The following is a 19156-nucleotide window of genomic DNA, read 5'->3' as shown; positions in this document are numbered from 1 at the left end:
AATATAAATTCACTCCCTATAATGTGCGCAAAACATACCACCTAATTAACTGACTCAATATCGTTATGCTAGCCAATATAAAGAAATTAACGACTAAAGAAATATTCGTTCTGGTTTTATTTTTTATATTTTTAATGATCTATTTACTGCCTGGGATTTATGGTCATACCCCCTGGAAGCAAGATGAGAATTATAGTTTTGGCATTATCCAAACCATGTATGAAACCTCAAATTGGCTAGTACCCACTAATGCTGGCGAGCCATTTATGGAAAAACCGCCAATCTATTATTGGACGGCGACCATCATGCTTCATCTATTGTCAGATATTATGCCAATGCATGATGCCGCACGCACCGCGACTTTATTATTTTCTCTGCTCAATTTTAGCTTCTTTATTCTGCTGGCACGCCGTGTCTTTGATGCCAGCAGCTTTAATGATCCACGGATTTGGCTCGCATTTTCTTTATATGCCTGTGCCCCAGGTTTATTGCGCCATAGCCACGATATGTTTACCGATACTGCGCTTATTGCAGGCGCTACCATGGCGCTTTATGGTTTATCTGGGCTAATAAAAAGCCAAAAATTAGGCTATTCCATCCTGTGGCTCAGCTTAGGCCTAACCCTCGCCATGCTGGCAAAAGGAGTCTTTGTTCCCGGTGTTATTGGGTTAACTCTGCTAATTATCCCTATTTTCCAGCCTGGTTGTCGTCGCAAGAGCTACTGGTTATCAGCATTAATAGCCGGAATTATCGCCTTAATCTTGATTTTACCTTGGCCTGTCATGTTGTATCTTTCACATCCAGAACAGTTTTATGAATGGTTTTGGATCAATAACTTCGGCCGTTTTTTCGGTTTTTCCGTCGATAAACTAGGCGCAAAAGCTAACCTAACCCGTATCCCTGCGGCCGTGTTATTTTTTGCTTTTCCCTCAGGCATCTTAGCTATTTGGGCTTTATTACGTTCGCCGCGAAAAATTTTATTAAGCTCATCATTATCTCTACTGGCTATTTTTGCGATTTTAGGGGTGATCTTATTGCAAATATCGGCCTCAGGACGCGCACTGTATTTATTACCTTTTATCGCCCCCATGGCAATTTTAGCCGTACTCCCTGTTAGCCAATTACCGAGAAAAATGTTAACTGCTGTAACCCGGTTTAGTACTATTTTCTGGTCTATATTGATCATCTTGGTATGGGTTTTATATTTTTTATCGCTATCAGATTCAACCAAACCATTATTATCAATATTCAAAAAATGGCTACCGATGAGTTACGAAATGCATTTCTCTGTTTTAGCTTGTGGGGGAGCATTATTACTTTCCCTGATTTGGCTATTTCGGCGTTATTTTATTTCAGCCGATCCAGCATTAAAATCAATACAGCATTGGTTACTGGGAATGACAGTGGTCTGGGGAATTATTTATATTTTGTTGGTTGGTTGGATTGATTATGCCAAAGGCTACAAGCAAGTATTTATCGATATGAAGCAACATATCGCCACGCATTATCAAGATACCGACTGTATGGCTTCATACAATATTGGCGAATCTGAAGCGCCTATGCTCTATTATTTTGCGGGTATTTTACATCATCGACAACCGCAATTTAATCGCCCACAACACTGCCGCTGGCTAATTACTTTTTCAAAATATATCCAGCCAGCGCCTGAAGGTATGAAATTAATTTGGGCCGGTCATCGACCAGATGAAGAACATGAAAATTTGGTGGTTTATCAAACTATAACGCCATAAAAATATATCAGGCCCCTACTTTAAATAAAAATAGGGGCCTAATTGAAGAACTGTAATGATGAAAATGATTGATTATTAACGGCAAGCTTCTAGATTTATTAACGGCAAACTTCTATAGTTGGACTACATTTTCCTCGCACTATCCACAGAAATAATCCAGCCATAATAATTAATAAAATAGGTAAACCACTCGGTGAAACCGAAGTTGCAACACCTGATAATAATGGACCAGAAAGATTACCAATCCCCCATAGCATCGCCGCCGCCGCATTAGCTACAATTAAATCATTACCGCTAAAATATTGTCCTATTTGTACCAGAGCAATCGTATAAATAGCCCCAGCAGTCGCGCCTAAAATAATTAACAACGGCCAAATAAGATAATGATTGGTGATAACAAACGGTAATAATAAACTGGCTAGCAACGTAATGACCCCGCACCAGCGGTATAATTTCCCGCGGTTCATATGATCAGCCAGCCAACCAAACGGCATTTGCATTACTGCATCTCCGGCTAAAATTGCACTGATCATCATTGCGGCTATCGTCTCGGTATGCCCCATACTGATACCATAAATCGGGAACATGGATAAAATAGTGCCATCAAAAAAGGCAAAAAATAGGATCCCCGCACACAACGCAGGCGCAACTTTGATAAATTGAATAATAGAAAATTGAGCATGGGTTGCGGTCGCAGGAATTTTATCACCAACCTTTTGCTCCATTAATAAAAATAATACGACGGAGAATAGATGAATTAGCGTACAGATAAATAAAGGGGATTTATCTTCAACGCCATAATATGCAATAAAAGAAGGGCCTAATAACTGGCTAATGGTAAATACTGTCGTATAAATAGCCAAAATCCGCCCACGACGATTTTCTGGCGATAACTCATTAATCCACGTTTCTCCCAAACAAATCATCACGCCACTGGCTAATCCTGTAATCAAACGTAAAGGGAATAACAGCCAAAGTGGTAATGAGCTTAATAAAGGTAATAAGCTAATCGCCGATATAATCGTCGCAATTAACATGGCGTAACGCTTGCCCGATAATTGGGCTATTTTTTGTACCGCGGGCGCAATGAGTAGCATCCCAAATGCCGGCGCCGCAGAAATAAGCCCAATATAAAATTCGCTAATACCGTTGTTATTGAGCCGTAAGGCAACCATTGGAATACTTAATCCAATAACGATGCCGATAACAGCAATACTGGCGGTGATGGTAAAAATAGCAAAAAAGGGGGAACGACGGAAATTCTGAAAACGACGACTATCACTATTCATTTTGAAATAAACCTGCTTATCCAGCAAGTACCTATAGTTTTTTATTCCATTAATAATGCCATTACCAGCAATATCAAAGGGGAAATATCTTTAATTAAGAGAATATGTCGGTCATAATATCACTCTGATCACTGTAAAGCATCAGTAACCAGAGCGATAAAATAAATAGAATAGAAAATAAAGCATTTATTTAAAGGCTCGATCAAATATATAAATATTAATTTAACCGATCCCATAATCTAGTAGAGATTTACGCCTTATTTTATTAGTGGCCTATATCCATAATAGTGAATAGCAAAATATTTTTATCCATCCAAGTAAGAATATCCAAACTAGGAATTAGTGCAGATAATTTTCCATGATGTCAAAAACAGTTAAGTCATCACTAAAACTAACTTGCTTTACATCTTCAAGTTTTTCTACCTGATTAACCATCTGAGATAATCGCTCATCATTCTGTACTAATAACCAAATACGACTTTGATTAGTGTGCTTTAGCGGTAAACATAAAATGGCATCGACGTTAAAGGCACGACGAGCGAATAGCCCACAGATATGCGACATGACACCGGGGTGATTACTCACAATCAGCTCGAGAGCGATAGCGCGCGAATCTACAGATTGGAGATCTACCGAATCGGCAATCATAGCGTCAGCTTTTTGTATATCGGTCGATTTTATCGTCATAATTATGCTCCAATCATATCAATATTTGCGGCACCCGGCGGAACCATAGGATAAACATTTTGCTTAACATCAATTAACGCATGGATCAAACACGGTCCCGGCTTATTCATCATCTCTTTTAACGCGGTTTCAGGATTTTCTTGCTGATTCAAATCGCAAGTTTCCAGACCAAAACCCGCAGCAATTTTAATAAAATCCGTTTGATAAGGATAAGCAGCAGCATAAATTCGATTTTCAAAAAATAATTCTTGCTGCTGATGTACCATACCTAATGCCTGATTATTCATTAAAATAATTTTGATATTCAATCGATGTTCCGCAGCAGTAGCTAACTCTTGAATATTCATCATCAAGCTACCATCACCAGAGAAACACAGCACGGTAGCGTCTGGATTTGCCAATGCTGCACCTATTGCGGCAGGTAATCCAAATCCCATCGTTCCTAATCCTCCTGACGTCAACCACTGCCGGGGGCGAGATAAAGGATATACCTGCGCAACCCACATCTGATGCTGGCCAACATCCGTGGTAATAATGGCCTCATCACCCGCCGCGCGAGCCGCGGCTAACACTAAACCATAATGATGCAAGGGATTATGTGCCTCAGATAAATCAAGCGAATAATCTTGTTTTAATCTATTCACCCGAGCTAACCATTCCGCACGTGAATTACGTTTGACTAAGGGTAATAACAGCGCCAAAATCTGCCCCGCATCAGCATTAATCGCAATATCTGGCTTTCTAATTTTACTGATTTCAGCTTTATCAATATCAACGTGAATTATCTTAGCATTCGGGCAAAATTTTTCGGCGCGGCCTATCGCTCGGTCATCAAAGCGTGCACCAATAACGACTAATAAATCCGATTCTTCCATGATCATATTGGTACTTCTTGCTGCGTGCATCCCTAACATTCCCAAATATAAAGGATGTTGATTGGGTAAAATACCCAGCGCCATTAATGTCATCGTCGCCGGTAAATTAGCTTTTTCAGCTAAAGCAATCGCCATCTTGGTTGAATTAGAACTAATAATTCCTCCGCCATAATAAAGCACCGGAGATTTGGCGGTGTTGATCATATTGGCCGCGCGGATCACTGCTTCCATATCAAAGGTTGGGGCTTTATCCTTTTCTTGAACTTTAGCCCATTGATCACTGGTGATAGTCGCAGTTTGTACATCTTTCGGAACATCTATCCATACCGGTCCCGGACGCCCTGACTCCGCAATACGGAAAGCATCAGTTATCACTTGCGGTAAATCTTTAATATCCCGAACCAGATAGTTATGTTTAGTAATTGGTATTGAAATACCATAGGTATCAACCTCTTGGAAAGCATCTGTACCTATCATCGATAAAGGAACTTGCCCAGTAATACAAACCAAAGGAATCGAGTCTAATTTAGCATCCGCAATGGCAGTAACTAAATTGGTCGCGCCGGGGCCACTGGACGAAATACACACCGCCGCCTTGCCTGTGGTTCTGGCTATTCCCTGCGCGATAAATCCAGCGCCTTGCTCATGTCTTGCAAGAATATGACGGATTTTTTTACTTTTTCCTAAAGCATCATAAAACGGTAATGCGGCCCCACCAGGAATACCTGACACCGTGGTAATGCCATGCTGTTCCAGTAAATAAACAATTAACTCTGCACCGGTAAACTGTTTTCGCTGTTCTGATGTTATGTCCGACTCGCTCATAGTTACTATCCTTTCACGCTGGCCGGCACATTTTTGCGGGGGGATAAAAATAAAAAACCCCGCTCGGTGTGCGCCGGCGGGGTTTCGAAATCTGAGTGATCCAACCCGTTACGGCGCATTGCCGACCACCACCACCACGCGCACGACTACCGCAGCACGTGGTGCGGTGAATAGTAGAGCTGAATGATGGGGCGTTAAATTCACGGGTCAATCCTGTTTTAATGGCGTTAATTTTAATGGTATTAGTTACTTAATCTTGTACTAAAAAAACACATCTTCTTGGCAATGACAATGCTTTTTTAGCATCCATAAAAAATAAACTAAAAAACACGATGAACATCACATTTATTATTCACTTCCTACCTCGATATAAAATATCGAGTCACGAAAAGATAATGGATAAATCAGTCATTCACTAATTCAAAATTGATGACATACAGTTTTTCAATATTAGGATAAATATCACTAATTAATGTTTTTAATTTATCTAACGGCAAACATTCTTGCTCCGCATGAAATTCAGAAATCTCATCAAATGCTAAAGGTGCAACAGAGAGTATTTTGATAAAACAAGCAAACTTTCCTGTTTCTAATGCAGAAACTTCAACTATAGTTCCCGGAACATAGTGGCTTTCTGCTTCATCACGAATAGTGATAATCTTTTTCCCTGAAATAACTAATGGCAGCAACCATTCAAAAAAAGTTATTTTGGTAGGTATCGACTTTGTAGGCATCGGTATAGATATCGGCATATTCATTCCTCTATATTTAATAATATTAACGATATTGTCTTTAATGAAAAAATTATTTTTCACAGATTAAAATTAATAATTATTAATTTTTTTAATTAAATAATAGTGATTGTATGAAAACCATTAAATAAAAAACATAAATAATGCAGACAATTAAATAACCAAATAAATTAAATAATTTAGTGATAAATTCTATCACTAAAAATATTCAACACGGTATAACTATCTCAAGCCATAAGATGATTATTTTATCTACGCCCTCAATAAAAAACCCCGATAAATCGGGGTTTCATACAATATTATTAAGCCAATATTTTTACATTTAACTCAGAATGGAATATCGTCATCGAAGTCCATTGGAGGTTCATTGCTCTGTGGCGCTGATGCTTGCGGACGAGATGGTGCACTACCCCCGCTAAATTGTGGCGCAGACGGCTGTTGAGCTTGTGGCTGCTGAGGTTGTCCCCATCCGCCTTGATTGCCTTGGCTTTGTGATGATGACTCTGAACCACGGCCTCCCAGCATTTGCATGCTGCCGCCGATATTAACAACAACTTCTGTTGTATAGCGATCTTGACCGCTCTGATCTGTCCATTTACGCGTTTGCAGAGAACCTTCAATATAGACCTGAGAACCTTTCTTCAGATATTCACCAGCTACTTCGGCTAATTTTCCGAAGATTACCACACGGTGCCATTCGGTTTTTTCACGCATTTCACCAGACGATTTGTCACGCCAGCTTTCAGAAGTTGCCAGAGTTAAGTTGGCTACAGCGCCACCATTTGGCATGTAACGGATTTCTGGATCCTGTCCTAGATTACCGATAAGAATAACTTTATTTACGCCTCTGCTGGCCATTTAACACTCCTGATGCAATAAAATAGATCGTTCATACCCTAAATAATCCAACGCATTAGAAAGCCCAAAATAGCGGCGTCTCAAGAAGATAAAACTTAGTAAATGCATCACTAAGTTGCCTGCCTGATGAGCACCACAACATTTATAATAGCAGTCTGCAATTTGACCTATGATGGGTATAGCTTGATGATTAAGTTTATCACGCGAGCCTGATATTGAACATGATAACAATTCAGTTTGCGTAGCGGATGGCAAAAATTTATTGAGTATTCATTATTCACTAACTCGCATCGGTGATAAATTAAAAAAACTAACTCTGTAATTTAAGCTGTCACTGATGACACAAGCTATTATCTCGATAAGTATACAACCGCTGATGATCAGGGTAGCCTTATACTTAGATAAAATATAATCAATGCAGTTGTCGTTTGAAAATAGAGTGAGAATTCAACCAAATTCACTAATAGCACTGTATATTCATTCAGTCTTAACTGTATAATAATAGTTCGCTTATAACTGCTTACTATCAAATCATCTGGGAAGTGGTAAATGGATAACATCGAAGTTCGTGGTGCCCGCACCCATAATCTGAAAAATATCAATCTCATCATCCCCCGGGACAAACTGATAGTCATTACTGGCTTGTCTGGCTCAGGAAAATCATCATTAGCTTTTGATACACTGTATGCCGAAGGTCAACGCCGCTATGTAGAATCGCTTTCTGCCTATGCCCGCCAGTTTCTTTCATTAATGGAGAAACCGGATGTCGACCATATCGAAGGTTTATCGCCGGCAATTTCTATCGAGCAAAAATCTACGTCGCATAATCCGCGATCTACGGTTGGGACTATTACTGAAATTCATGATTATCTGCGTTTATTGTTTGCCCGTGTGGGTGAGCCTCGCTGCCCAGATCATGATATCCCGTTAGCCGCACAAACTGTTAGCCAAATGGTGGATAATGTCATCGCCCTGCCTGAAGGTCAGCGCTTGATGCTATTGGCGCCGGTGGTGAAGGATCGTAAAGGTGAACATGTTAAATTATTAGAAAGTCTGGCAGCACAAGGTTATATCCGTGCTCGGATCGACGGTGAAGTGTGCGATCTTTCTGATCCCCCTAAGTTAGAACTGCAGAAAAAACATACCATTGAAGTCGTGGTTGATCGCTTTAAAGTGCGCGACGATATCGCCCAGCGCTTAGCTGAATCTTTTGAAACTACGTTAGAATTATCCGGCGGTACTGCGGTAATTGCTGATATGGACGATCCTCAAGTTGAGGAGCTCATATTTTCAGCTAATTTTGCCTGCCCAGTCTGTGGCTATAGCATGACAGAATTAGAGCCGCGCTTATTTTCATTTAATAATCCCGCCGGGGCTTGCCCTAGCTGTGATGGCTTAGGTGTGCAACAATTTTTTGATCCTGAGCGGGTGATCCAAAATACGGAAATATCGCTCGCGGGTGGCGCAATTAAGGGCTGGGATCGTCGAAATTTCTATTATTTTCAAATGCTACAATCGCTAAGCAAACACTATAAATTTGATATTGAAGCACCTTATAACACTCTTGATCCCGCTATCCATCAAGTTATTTTGTATGGCTCGGGTAAAGAAAGTATTGAATTTAAATATCAGAATGATCGTGGTGATATGACCGTTCGCCACCACCCTTTTGAAGGGGTGCTAAATAACATGGATCGCCGTTATAAAGAGACTGAATCCTCAGCCGTACGTGAAGAACTGGCTAAATATATTAGTAATCGTGCATGTGTCTCTTGCGGCGGAACCCGCTTGCGTAAAGAAGCCCGCTTTGTCTTTATTGAAAATACCACCTTGCCTGAAATCTCAGAATATAGCATCGGTCATGCACTGGATTTCTTCCGTAATCTCAAATTAAGCGGACAGCGAGCTCAAATTGCTGAAAAAGTATTAAAAGAAATTAGCGATCGATTAAAATTTTTAGTCAACGTCGGGCTAAATTATCTCAGTCTTTCACGCTCTGCAGATACATTATCCGGTGGAGAAGCTCAGCGTATTCGCCTCGCGAGTCAAATTGGTGCAGGCTTAGTCGGCGTGATGTATGTATTAGATGAGCCTTCGATTGGTTTGCATCAGCGCGATAATGATAGACTGCTAGAAACCCTGGTCCATCTGCGTGATTTAGGCAATACCGTCATCGTGGTTGAGCACGATGAAGATGCGATTCGCGCCGCCGATCATATTATTGATATTGGCCCGGGCGCGGGAGTACACGGCGGTGAAGTGGTCGCCCAAGGTAATCTGCAAGATATTATTGGCAACCCTGAGTCATTGACCGGTAAATTTCTGAGCGGCGAAAGACGAATTGATATCCCACAGCAACGCGCTATCGCTGATACATCCAAAATGCTAACCGTCATTGGGGCGACAGGAAATAATCTCAAAGATGTCACCATCAAGCTGCCCGTTGGATTATTTACCTGTATTACAGGGGTTTCAGGTTCGGGTAAATCAACATTAATTAATGACACTGTTTTCCCGATAGCTCAACGTCAGCTAAATGGCGCGACAACGATTACTCCCGCGCCTTATCGCGATGTCGAAGGGCTAGAAAATTTTGATAAAGTTATCGATATTGATCAAAGCCCGATAGGCAGAACACCACGCTCAAATCCAGCAACTTATACCGGCGTTTTCACCCCGATCCGCGAGCTGTTTGCCGGTGTTCCAGAATCAAGAACCCGAGGTTACACGCCTGGGCGTTTCAGTTTTAACGTGAAAGGTGGCCGTTGTGAAGCTTGCCAAGGTGACGGTGTTATCAAAGTTGAAATGCACTTTTTACCGGATGTCTACGTGCCGTGCGACCAATGTAAAGGCAAACGCTATAACCGTGAAACCTTAGAAATTAAATACAAAGGTAAAAATATTCACGAAGTACTGGATATGACTATCGAAGAAGCGCGTGAATACTTTGATGCGGTTCCGGCGCTGGCACGTAAGCTGCAAACGCTTATCGATGTTGGCTTGTCTTATATTCGTTTAGGGCAATCAGCGACTACCTTATCTGGCGGGGAAGCTCAGCGCGTAAAACTAGCGCGCGAATTATCCAAACGTGGCACTGGGCAAACATTGTATATTCTGGATGAGCCAACCACTGGATTGCATTTTGCGGATATTCAGCAATTACTCAAAGTACTGCATCAGCTGCGAGACCAAGGCAATACCATCATCGTCATTGAGCATAACTTGGATGTTATCAAAACCGCTGACTGGATTATCGATCTCGGGCCTGAAGGCGGAAGCGGAGGCGGACAGATCTTGGTTGCGGGCACTCCCGAAGAGGTTGCTGAATGTGAACAATCACATACCGCACGTTTCTTAAAACCTATTTTACAGCGCGGATACTAATCAGTATAAGCCCGCATTAATTTGGCTTGAATGTGACTATTAAAACTCCCCGCCACGCGGGGAATTTTATAGTTAAATTAATTACTTAAAGTTATCTTAGCACACCGCAGCAAATGCTTCGACAATACGCTGAACATTATGCCGATTAACTCCCGCCATACAAACTCGGCCAGTACCGACTAAGTAAACGGCATGTTCATTTTTCAGTCTATCAACCTGTGCTTGGCTAAAACCGGTGTAGCTAAACATTCCGCGTTGTTGCAGCAGATGATCAAAATTCATGTGGGGTAAGGCGCGTTTCAATTCATCGACCAAAACCGTACGCATTTCAATAATACGCAAACGCATTTGTTCAACTTCTTGTAACCATTGCGCTTTTAATTTGTCATTAGTCAACACCTGCGCCACAATTTTTGCGCCATTAGATGGTGGGCTAGAATAAAGACGACGCACTCCGGCTTTTAATTGCCCTAAGACACGTTCACACTCATCTTTATCTTTACAGATAACCGAGAGTCCCCCTGCTCGCTCACCATAAATGCCAAAAATTTTGGAAAATGAATTGCTCACAAACACCGGTAAACCGGCTTGAGCCATCGCTCGAATGGCATAAGCATCTTGCTGTATACCTTCAGCAAAGCCTTGATAAGCAATATCCATAAACGGAATTAATTGACGCTCTTTAGCGACTTTGACGACTTCATCCCATTGGCGAGAAGTTAAATCTGAACCGGTTGGATTATGGCAACAAGGATGCAGTAAAATAATACTATTAGCCGGTAATTTCTGGAAAGTTGCCAGCATTTCAGCAAATTTCACCCCTTTAGTCGCTTCATCAAAGTACGGATAAAAATGGACTTTGGTGCCCGCACCGGCAAAAATTGAGCCGTGGTTTTCCCAGGTTGGGTTGCTGCACCACACCTCGGAATCAGGGAAATAACGATTTAAAAAATCAGCGCCTAATTTTAATGCCCCAGAGCCACCAATGGTCTGCACTGTCGCAATACGCTGCTCGGCGATGAGCGAGCAATCATCCCCGAATAATAATTTTTGAATTTCTGTTCGGTAATCTTTCAAGCCTTCCATGGGTAAATACAGGGAGGCACAAGCAGGCTGTCGTGCTAATGCCGCTTTCGCTTCACCTACCGTGGCTAATTGCGGTGTTTGACCTTCACCATCATAATATAATCCGATACTTAGATTAATTTTATGGCGGCGAGGATCTTTATTAAACTCATCCATTAACGAGAGGATCGGATCACCCGGATAGGCTTCAATATTTTCGAACACAGAAATTTCCCCTGATTTATTTTTTTAACTTCGTTATTTGAAAATAACGCTTTGCTAGCTATTCGTCCAGATATTCCATTGATACTCTTGATGTTAATTTAGTCAATAACTCGTAATCGATAACCCCAGTATGTGCTGAGATTTCTTCTACCGGCAGAGATTTACCCCATAAGATCACTTCATCGCCAACCTTATCGGTGGCCTCTACCCCTAAATCAACGGTGATCATATCCATCGAAACACGACCAACAATCGGCACTTTACGCCCGTTAATCATTACTGGCGTCCCCGAGGGCGCACAACGTGGATAACCATCGCCATAACCGATTGCAACAACGCCTAGACGGGTATCCTGTCGGCTGCACCACGTTTCGCCATAACCCACACATTCACCAGCCGCATGTTTACGTACTGCGATTAGGGTAGATTTCAGGGTCATCACTGGCTGTAAACCAAAATCAGTCGCAAGTTTGCCTTCTTGCGGCGACGCACCATACATCATGATCCCCGGCCTAACCCAATCGTAATGTGCTTGTGGCCACAGCAAAATCCCGGCAGAAGCAGCGATTGATTTTTCGCCCGGTTTATCACGAATGAATTGCTCAAAACAAGCCAGTTGGCTGGCTGTAGTGATGAGTTTAGGATCGTCAGCCTGACAAAAATGGCTCACGATATTTACGGCGGGATGCACATTATGGCACTGAGTTAAGCGTTGATAAAATGCCTCTGCATCTTGCGGCAGAACCCCCAGACGATGCATGCCCGTATCCAACTTCATCCACACTTTTACTGGCGATTTCAGCGGTAATTGCTCAAGCATCTCAAGCTGTTCGATACTGTGAACCACAGTATCAATGCGTAAATCGATAATGTGTGGTAAATCGTCAGCTTCAAAAAAACCTTCAAGTAAAACAATCGGTTTCTCTATTCCATGGTCTCTGAGCGCAATCGCCTCTTTTAGCCGGGCAACACCAAAACCATCCACACTATCTTGTACCGCCAAACCTACTTTTGTTAACCCATGGCCATAAGCGTTTGCTTTAACAATTGCAATAAGACGGCTATTCGGTGCCAGTTCTTTAACGCGTTGCAGATTGTGTCGCAGAGCGCGGCGGTCAATTGATGCGGTTGCCGCTTTCATGATTTTACCGTTGTTCCTATCTATTATTTAGTTAAATATCTATTATTTAGTTAAATATCTATTATTTGGTTAAATATCTATTATTTGGTTAAAGATCTAGTATTTGATTAAAGATCGATTCTAGCGTCAAAATAATTCAATCAGCAAAACGCGGCACACAAACATCAGTTCATCAACAGAGCGAACTTAGTCTACTAAATCTCTGATCACCACCAATCTACAACGACTGAGCCTCTGACTTATCGATAACAAATTTATATCAACTTGAGTCTATTCATCACTATAAGCAGGGCCGGCATAGTTATCAAATCGCGACCACTGCCCATTAAAGGTAAGACGTACGGTACCAATTGGGCCATTACGCTGTTTACCAAGAATAATTTCGGCGACACCTTTCATATCACTGCCTTCATGATAAACTTCATCGCGATAAATAAACATAATTAAATCAGCATCTTGCTCAATAGAACCGGATTCACGTAAATCAGAGTTTACTGGGCGTTTATCCGCACGTTGCTCAAGGCTACGATTTAACTGAGAAAGTGCGACTACCGGCACTTGTAACTCTTTAGCTAAAGCTTTTAATGAACGTGAGATTTCCGCAATTTCCAACGTACGGTTATCAGATAATGAAGGAACTCGCATTAATTGCAGGTAATCTATCATGATCAGACTTAATCCACCGTGTTCGCGATAGATGCGTCGCGCTCGAGAACGCACTTCTGTCGGGGTTAATCCTGAAGAATCATCGATATACATATTGCGTTTTTCCATCAATATCCCCATGGTGCTGGAAATACGCGCCCAATCTTCATCATCTAACTGTCCAGTACGGATCCGCGTTTGGTCGACCCGCGATAACGACGCCAGCATACGCATCATAATTTGATTGCCGGGCATCTCAAGACTAAAAATTAATACCGGTTTATCTTCTGTCATGGCAGCATTTTCACACAGGTTCATCGCAAAGGTGGTTTTCCCCATCGATGGACGTGCGGCCACAATAATTAAATCTGATTTTTGTAAACCCGCGGTTTTCTTGTCGAGATCATGATAGCCCGAAGAAACCCCGGTAACGCCATCATGCGGCTGTTGGTACAACTGCTCGATTTTCTCTACCGTTTCAGACAAGATAGCTTCGATGCCTTTCGGTCCATCTTCTTTATTGGCGCGGGATTCCGCAATTTGGAACACCTTACTTTCGGCCAAATCTAATAAGTCTTCGCTGCTGCGTCCTTGAGGATCATAACCGGCATCGGCAATTTCATTGGCAACCGAGATCATATCTCTGACCACCGCGCGCTCACGCACAATATCTGCATACGCATTGATATTAGCCGCACTTGGGGTGTTTTTCGAAAGCTCGGCTAAATAAGCGAACCCCCCCACGCCCTCTAACTCACCCCGTTGCTCTAAAGACTCTGACAAGGTGATTAAATCTATCGGATTTCCTTGCTCAAGCAGACGCTGCATTTCAGCAAAGATAATCCGGTGCGGACGACTAAAAAAATCTGCCGGAGTCACACGCTCGGAAACGGTATCCCAGCGTTCATTATCCAGCATCAACCCTCCCAGCACCGATTGCTCTGCTTCCAGAGAATGAGGCGGCATTTTCAGCCCTTCCATCTGTTGGTCTCTGGGTCCATTCATCGATTTATCTGAAGGATATTTTTTAGCCATACATTTTCACCCATATTTCAATACTGATAACAGCGCAATAGTATACGCTAATCTAATCTGTTAAGGGATGTTCTTTCACCCCTAACCCCACTTTGGTAACGCCGTCGGTAAAACCAGAGCTAAAGATAATCTTAAATAAAATCGCGTTATTATTATTCTATTGATATGGTTAATGCAGACAGTTTTTTTCAGGAGGGCGAAATGGTTAAACGTATTGAATTTACTGAGTATGGTGGCCCCGAGGTATTATCTTTCTGTGAATATACTCCCGCACCTTTAGGCCCGGATGAAATCCGCATCGAAAACTATGCGATTGGGGTCAATTATATCGATACTTATGTCCGTAATGGATTATATCCTACCGCACAATTTCCTAGCGGTTTGGGGACAGAAGCCGCAGGCGTGGTGGTTAAAACTGGAGCGCATGTGCTCGGTTTCAACCCCGGTGATCGCGTGGTATATGCCCAATCTCCTTTAGGGGCTTATAGCGAGATCCATCAAGTTGATCAACATGCGGTTGCACATTTACCTGACCATATTTCCTTTGAGCAAGCCGCAGCCAGTTTCCTCAAAGGCATGACTGTTTATTATTTACTCAATCAAACTTATGCGATTAAACAAGATGAAATTTTTCTTTTTCATGCTGCCGCAGGTGGGGTGGGGTTAATTGCTTGCCAATGGGCGAAAGCACTGGGAGCAAAAATGATCGGCACCGCAGGATCCGCCGAAAAAGTGCAACGAGCAAAAGCCGCCGGGGCTTGGGAGGTGATTGATTACCAAAAAGAAAATATTCCTCAGCGTGTTTTCGAACTCACACAAGGCGCTAAAGTTAATGTAGTTTATGATTCTGTCGGTCAAGCTACTTGGCTTGATTCACTGGAATGCTTAAACCAACGCGGACTGATGGTTAGCTTTGGTAACGCTTCGGGGCCGGTTACTGGGGTCGATTTAGGCATCTTAAATAAAAAAGGCTCGCTGTATGTGACTCGCCCTTCACTTTCAGGCTATGTGACTAACAGAGAACAACTCAATCAAGCCAGTCGCGCATTATTTGACATGATAAGCAGCGGTCATATCAATGTCGATGTGCCTGAGCGCCAAAAGTTCGCCCTAAAAGATGCGGCTAGCGCCCACCGATTATTAGAACAGCGTCAAACCCAAGGGGCGTGTTTACTGATCCCGTAACTAAAGATAAAACCCCCTAAATAGAGTGAACCGCTGTCATGAAATAGCCCATCATATAGTCATCACAGCGGTTGATTATCTTAGTTTTCAGATTGTTTATCGTCCGCATTTTTAGTAGTTTCTTTTCCTTCCATGATTTCAATGGCAATAATATTTTCAGCCACGTTAAAAGGAATTAACCTGATGAACTCTTCTGCGAAATTAAGCCATCTGCTTGACCATTTATATGCCAATAAAAAACTCGCTGCCCTAGATATAGAAATAATTCACGATTTTTCCCAACAAAAATATCTGACATTACTGAAGCAAGAGAACGTATTGCCGCAATTTATCGCCATTCAACAATCGATGAATTTAACCTTAAAAAGTATGGACAGTGCATTTTTAACCCTAAAAAGCGCTAACATGCCCGTGGCAGAACAACAAATAATGAAGATGGCGATGCTCAGTCAAATGTTCTATCAATTTTCCAGTTTCAGACAACAATTTGAAACTCTGGTAGATAATAATCAAATAACCATAAAAGAATAGAAGAATAGAAGAATAGAAGAATAAAATTGAGGCCTGCAGATTATATTACTGAAGGCCCCATTAGCTGATTTACATGAAAAATCATTGAGAATAAATACAAAATCCCACGGATGAATTAATCACGAATAACAAATTGTAGCGCTTGTTCTACCACCGCTAAATCAGCGCCCGCTTTGTGGGCATTTTCACTGAGATATCGACGCCATTGGCGGGCACCAGGTATACCTTGGAAAATTCCCAACATATGTCGAGTTATATGGCCTAAATAAGCCCCTTTCGATAATTCAGCTTCAATGTACGGATACATTTTACGTACCGCATCTATCGGATCAGTCACTGGCAGCTGAGGATCAAATAACTGGTGGTCAACATGGGTCAATATAGTCGGATTCTGATAAGCCTCACGCCCTATCATCACGCCATCCAGATGGGCTAAATGGTGCTTGGCTTCTTCCAACGTTTTGATCCCCCCATTAATCGCCATGGTTAACTGAGGAAAATCACGTTTTAATTGATAAACTCGCGGATAATCTAACGGCGGAACTTCGCGATTTTCTTTTGGGCTCAATCCGGACAACCAAGCTTTACGTGCATGAATAATAAACATTTCACATTCGCTTTTGGTCGAGACCGTATCAATGAAATCGCATAAAAATTGATAACTATCTTGTTCATCAATCCCAATCCGAGTTTTTACCGTAATAGGAATCGAAGCGCTATCTTGCATGGCTTTCACACAGTCAGCGACTAAATTGGCATCTCCCATTAAACACGCACCAAAACGCCCATTTTGTACTCTATCTGATGGGCAACCGACATTTAAATTAACTTCATCATAACCACGCTCTTGCGCCAATTTAGCACAGGTCGCTAATGCCATCGGATCGCTTCCGCCCAATTGTAAAGCAACCGGATGCTCTTCAGAGCTGTAAGCCAGATAATCACCTTTGCCATGAATAATCGCGCCAGTTGTCACCATTTCGGTATACAGCAAGCTATTTTTAGTCAAAATTCGGTGAAAATAGCGGCAATGACGATCCGTCCAATCGAGCATAGGCGCTACAGAAAAACGATTTAAATTTTTATAACCTGTAATACCTTGGAGGAGCGTGTTTTCGCTGTTGTTTGTATTTGTCGTATTTCCGTGCATTTTGACCTATTTGGGTATATTTGAGCTTGATCCGGACACCGCTGAGGACACCTTAAAGTGAGTGTAGTGTCTAATGCTTGGTGTCTAATGTCATGAGTAATATTAAGATGGCTGATTATAGCATAGACCAAACAATCAGAGCAGATGCGACTGTGCGATATGGCACGATGACGGGAAATAAGACAGCAATATCGCTACTCCGTTATAGCGCGGTTAGCATTAAAAACCTGCGCCAATATAAATATGGGGATTTGAAAACTATGATTATTTATCTGTTGCTATTCCCCTGCTAACGCATCTTCAATAGAAAGAACCACTGCCGCAATCTAAGTTAATGGGGCATCTGCGAGATCGATAACATTTAGTTGGCTTCATTTTAATTTGGCTCATGATTATTAGGGGAAAATTTTGATCTCAATGTACTTGATTGCCAACAAGATTAAAATTAGTAATTTATCCAATAAAAATGAATATTTATATATGAGGAATACAAATGATTAGAACCAATCGCAAGATCATAAATTAATCCTAGATTGGCATTAATTTATGACCCTACGCGGAGGAAATTAATTATCTTTTTCGATATATAGAGTTCTGGACGGGAAAGCAAAATCCGCCCCATGACTATGAACAATTTCAATAATTTTTAAATATACTTCTTGCTGTGCGGCTAACCACTCTGCCCATACGGTGGTTTTAGTAAAACAATAAACCATAATATTAAGTGACGAATCGGCAAATTGATTAAAATAAACCAGCAATGTCTGACTCCCATCAATTTTGTCGTTCTGTTTTAACATAGTTTGAATATCTTCGACGATAGCGCCAATTTTATCAGCGTCTTCATAACGTAAACCTAATTCTGTTTCGATCCGGCGATTAGTCATTCGTCCCGGATTTTCCACACTAATAGATGAAAAAATTGAATTAGGAATATACAAAGGGCGATGATCAAACGTCATAATTTTTGTTAAACGCCAGCCAATCTCGACCACAGTGCCTTCTATTTGTCGGTCTGGAGAGCGTACCCAGTCGCCAATATTAAATGGGCGATCGAAATACAGCATCACACCGGAGAAAAAATTACTTAGAATATCTTTACCCGCCATACCGATAGCAATACCGCCAATACCGCCAAAGGTCATCAAACCGGATAAACTCATGCCAAAATGTTCACCGAATAATAAAATAATCACTACCAATATCGTGATTTTAAATACTCGGGAAATAATACGTGCCGAAGTGGGGTCGCTACCTTTTTTAATCTGTGACTTTTCCAGTCGATTAATCAGCAAAAACAGTTTCTTAACTAAAATTAAGGCGATCAGTGAAACAGTAATTAAATTAATAAGTTGAGGCGTAATTAAATGCAGATTAAAATCGGTAATCGCCATTTGTGCATATTGTCCCATTACCATAACCAGCGTACATAAGATAATCGCTTGGGTAATGTGGACAATAATATTGCGACTTCTCGCTTTTCGTAAATGCGTAAAATATTCTAAAACTAAAAAAGCCACAAAACAGGCACCGATAATTCCCGCGCCAATAGAATATTTGGCAATAAGTGCTTCGTTCATAAAGTAACTCCAGAAATAATAATACGGCTGTTTTTATTATATCGTTAATATCTGAAAATCTATTTTGTCGATAGCAATATCAACAGTTATAAACCTGCTCATCCGATGATATGAAAGGTATTATATAGTAAACATAAAGTTATCATAATCTTATGTTGATTTTCTCTATGGCTCGATT

The 19156-nt window shown here is 41.4% G+C and carries 15 protein-coding genes; 4 read left to right on the top strand and 11 right to left on the bottom strand.

What is annotated here, in order from left to right:
• Positions 1-65 precede the first annotated feature (65 nt).
• Complete coding sequence (locus M992_RS04740; RefSeq protein ID WP_053907530.1) at positions 66-1751, top strand: ArnT family glycosyltransferase; 1686 nt, start codon at positions 66-68, stop codon at positions 1749-1751.
• A 98-nt stretch (positions 1752-1849) separates the two neighbouring features.
• Here M992_RS04740 and M992_RS04735 read toward each other — a convergent pair whose 3' ends face one another.
• The 6 genes from M992_RS04735 to M992_RS04715 form a co-directional block, all read right to left on the bottom strand.
• Entirely contained in the window at positions 1850-3040 is a 1191-nt protein-coding gene (locus M992_RS04735) for an MFS transporter (protein WP_047254995.1), read from the bottom strand.
• 339 nt (positions 3041-3379) lie between these two features.
• A complete protein-coding gene (gene ilvN / locus M992_RS04730) occupies positions 3380-3688 on the bottom strand; it encodes an acetolactate synthase small subunit (RefSeq protein WP_053907580.1) in 309 nt (102 codons plus the stop codon).
• Positions 3689-3729: 41 nt separating this feature from the next.
• Positions 3730-5427: an acetolactate synthase large subunit gene (gene ilvB / locus M992_RS04725; protein ID WP_053907529.1), complete on the bottom strand. Its 1698-nt coding sequence runs from the start codon at positions 5425-5427 to the stop codon at positions 3730-3732.
• Positions 5428-5535: 108 nt separating this feature from the next.
• Positions 5536-5631 (bottom strand): ilvB operon leader peptide IvbL, encoded by a 96-nt coding sequence (gene ivbL / locus M992_RS15050; RefSeq protein ID WP_134473623.1) that lies wholly within the window; start codon positions 5629-5631, stop codon positions 5536-5538.
• A gap of 200 nt (positions 5632-5831) precedes the next feature.
• Entirely contained in the window at positions 5832-6179 is a 348-nt protein-coding gene (gene yqfB, locus M992_RS04720) for a N(4)-acetylcytidine aminohydrolase (RefSeq protein ID WP_082120768.1), read from the bottom strand.
• Positions 6180-6506: 327 nt separating this feature from the next.
• Positions 6507-7037, bottom strand: a complete 531-nt coding sequence (locus M992_RS04715) for a single-stranded DNA-binding protein (RefSeq protein WP_047254992.1) — start codon at positions 7035-7037, stop codon at positions 6507-6509.
• A gap of 549 nt (positions 7038-7586) precedes the next feature.
• Between M992_RS04715 and uvrA the strand changes: the two genes are divergently transcribed.
• Positions 7587-10421: an excinuclease ABC subunit UvrA gene (uvrA, locus tag M992_RS04710; RefSeq protein WP_053907528.1), complete on the top strand. Its 2835-nt coding sequence runs from the start codon at positions 7587-7589 to the stop codon at positions 10419-10421.
• Between the two features lie 96 nt (positions 10422-10517).
• On the opposite strand, the gene M992_RS04705 is transcribed toward uvrA, so the two are convergent.
• The 3 genes from M992_RS04705 to dnaB all read right to left on the bottom strand — a co-directional run bounded on the left by M992_RS04705 (position 10518) and on the right by dnaB (position 14532).
• Positions 10518-11711 (bottom strand): amino acid aminotransferase, encoded by a 1194-nt coding sequence (locus M992_RS04705; RefSeq protein WP_047254990.1) that lies wholly within the window; start codon positions 11709-11711, stop codon positions 10518-10520.
• A gap of 58 nt (positions 11712-11769) precedes the next feature.
• Positions 11770-12852, bottom strand: coding sequence for an alanine racemase (gene alr, locus M992_RS04700; protein ID WP_053907527.1), 1083 nt, complete (start codon positions 12850-12852; stop codon positions 11770-11772).
• Between the two features lie 270 nt (positions 12853-13122).
• The gene (dnaB, locus tag M992_RS04695) at positions 13123-14532 is read right to left on the bottom strand and encodes a replicative DNA helicase (protein ID WP_047254988.1); all 1410 of its coding nucleotides are present in this window, start codon (positions 14530-14532) and stop codon (positions 13123-13125) included.
• A gap of 201 nt (positions 14533-14733) precedes the next feature.
• Between dnaB and M992_RS04690 the strand changes: the two genes are divergently transcribed.
• The gene (locus M992_RS04690) at positions 14734-15717 is read left to right on the top strand and encodes a quinone oxidoreductase (protein ID WP_047254987.1); all 984 of its coding nucleotides are present in this window, start codon (positions 14734-14736) and stop codon (positions 15715-15717) included.
• A 183-nt stretch (positions 15718-15900) separates the two neighbouring features.
• The gene (locus M992_RS04685; RefSeq protein ID WP_047254986.1) at positions 15901-16248 is read left to right on the top strand and encodes a hypothetical protein; all 348 of its coding nucleotides are present in this window, start codon (positions 15901-15903) and stop codon (positions 16246-16248) included.
• A 115-nt stretch (positions 16249-16363) separates the two neighbouring features.
• On the opposite strand, the gene dusA is transcribed toward M992_RS04685, so the two are convergent.
• Together dusA and M992_RS04675 are read right to left on the bottom strand one after the other, a co-directional pair.
• On the bottom strand, positions 16364-17398 hold the full coding sequence (gene dusA, locus M992_RS04680; protein WP_047254985.1) for a tRNA dihydrouridine(20/20a) synthase DusA: 1035 nt from the start codon (positions 17396-17398) through the stop codon (positions 16364-16366).
• Positions 17399-17964: 566 nt separating this feature from the next.
• A complete protein-coding gene (locus tag M992_RS04675) occupies positions 17965-18978 on the bottom strand; it encodes a mechanosensitive ion channel family protein (RefSeq protein WP_053907526.1) in 1014 nt (337 codons plus the stop codon).
• Positions 18979-19156 lie beyond the last annotated feature (178 nt).

The sequence above is a fragment of the Moellerella wisconsensis ATCC 35017 genome (assembly GCF_001294465.1).
In the GTDB taxonomy this organism is placed as follows: Bacteria; Pseudomonadota; Gammaproteobacteria; order Enterobacterales; family Enterobacteriaceae; genus Moellerella; species Moellerella wisconsensis.
Note: the sequence above shows the minus strand (reverse complement) of the source record. Positions and strands in the feature narration are given on the sequence as shown.

What these genes read in the sequence shown, in the direction of transcription:
- M992_RS04715 (WP_047254992.1), bottom strand. Translation starts at nt 7,037, where the DNA reads ATGGCCAGCAGAGGCGTAAATAAAGTTATTCTTATCGGTAATCTAGGA.
- dusA (WP_047254985.1), bottom strand. Translation starts at nt 17,398, where the DNA reads ATGCACGGAAATACGACAAATACAAACAACAGCGAAAACACGCTCCTC.
- ilvB (WP_053907529.1), bottom strand. Translation starts at nt 5,427, where the DNA reads ATGAGCGAGTCGGACATAACATCAGAACAGCGAAAACAGTTTACCGGT.
- alr (WP_053907527.1), bottom strand. Translation starts at nt 12,852, where the DNA reads ATGAAAGCGGCAACCGCATCAATTGACCGCCGCGCTCTGCGACACAAT.
- M992_RS04675 (WP_053907526.1), bottom strand. Translation starts at nt 18,978, where the DNA reads ATGAACGAAGCACTTATTGCCAAATATTCTATTGGCGCGGGAATTATC.
- M992_RS04740 (WP_053907530.1), top strand. Translation starts at nt 66, where the DNA reads ATGCTAGCCAATATAAAGAAATTAACGACTAAAGAAATATTCGTTCTG.
- dnaB (WP_047254988.1), bottom strand. Translation starts at nt 14,532, where the DNA reads ATGGCTAAAAAATATCCTTCAGATAAATCGATGAATGGACCCAGAGAC.
- M992_RS04690 (WP_047254987.1), top strand. Translation starts at nt 14,734, where the DNA reads ATGGTTAAACGTATTGAATTTACTGAGTATGGTGGCCCCGAGGTATTA.
- uvrA (WP_053907528.1), top strand. Translation starts at nt 7,587, where the DNA reads ATGGATAACATCGAAGTTCGTGGTGCCCGCACCCATAATCTGAAAAAT.
- M992_RS04685 (WP_047254986.1), top strand. Translation starts at nt 15,901, where the DNA reads ATGAACTCTTCTGCGAAATTAAGCCATCTGCTTGACCATTTATATGCC.
- ilvN (WP_053907580.1), bottom strand. Translation starts at nt 3,688, where the DNA reads ATGATTGCCGATTCGGTAGATCTCCAATCTGTAGATTCGCGCGCTATC.
- M992_RS04735 (WP_047254995.1), bottom strand. Translation starts at nt 3,040, where the DNA reads ATGAATAGTGATAGTCGTCGTTTTCAGAATTTCCGTCGTTCCCCCTTT.
- yqfB (WP_082120768.1), bottom strand. Translation starts at nt 6,179, where the DNA reads ATGCCGATATCTATACCGATGCCTACAAAGTCGATACCTACCAAAATA.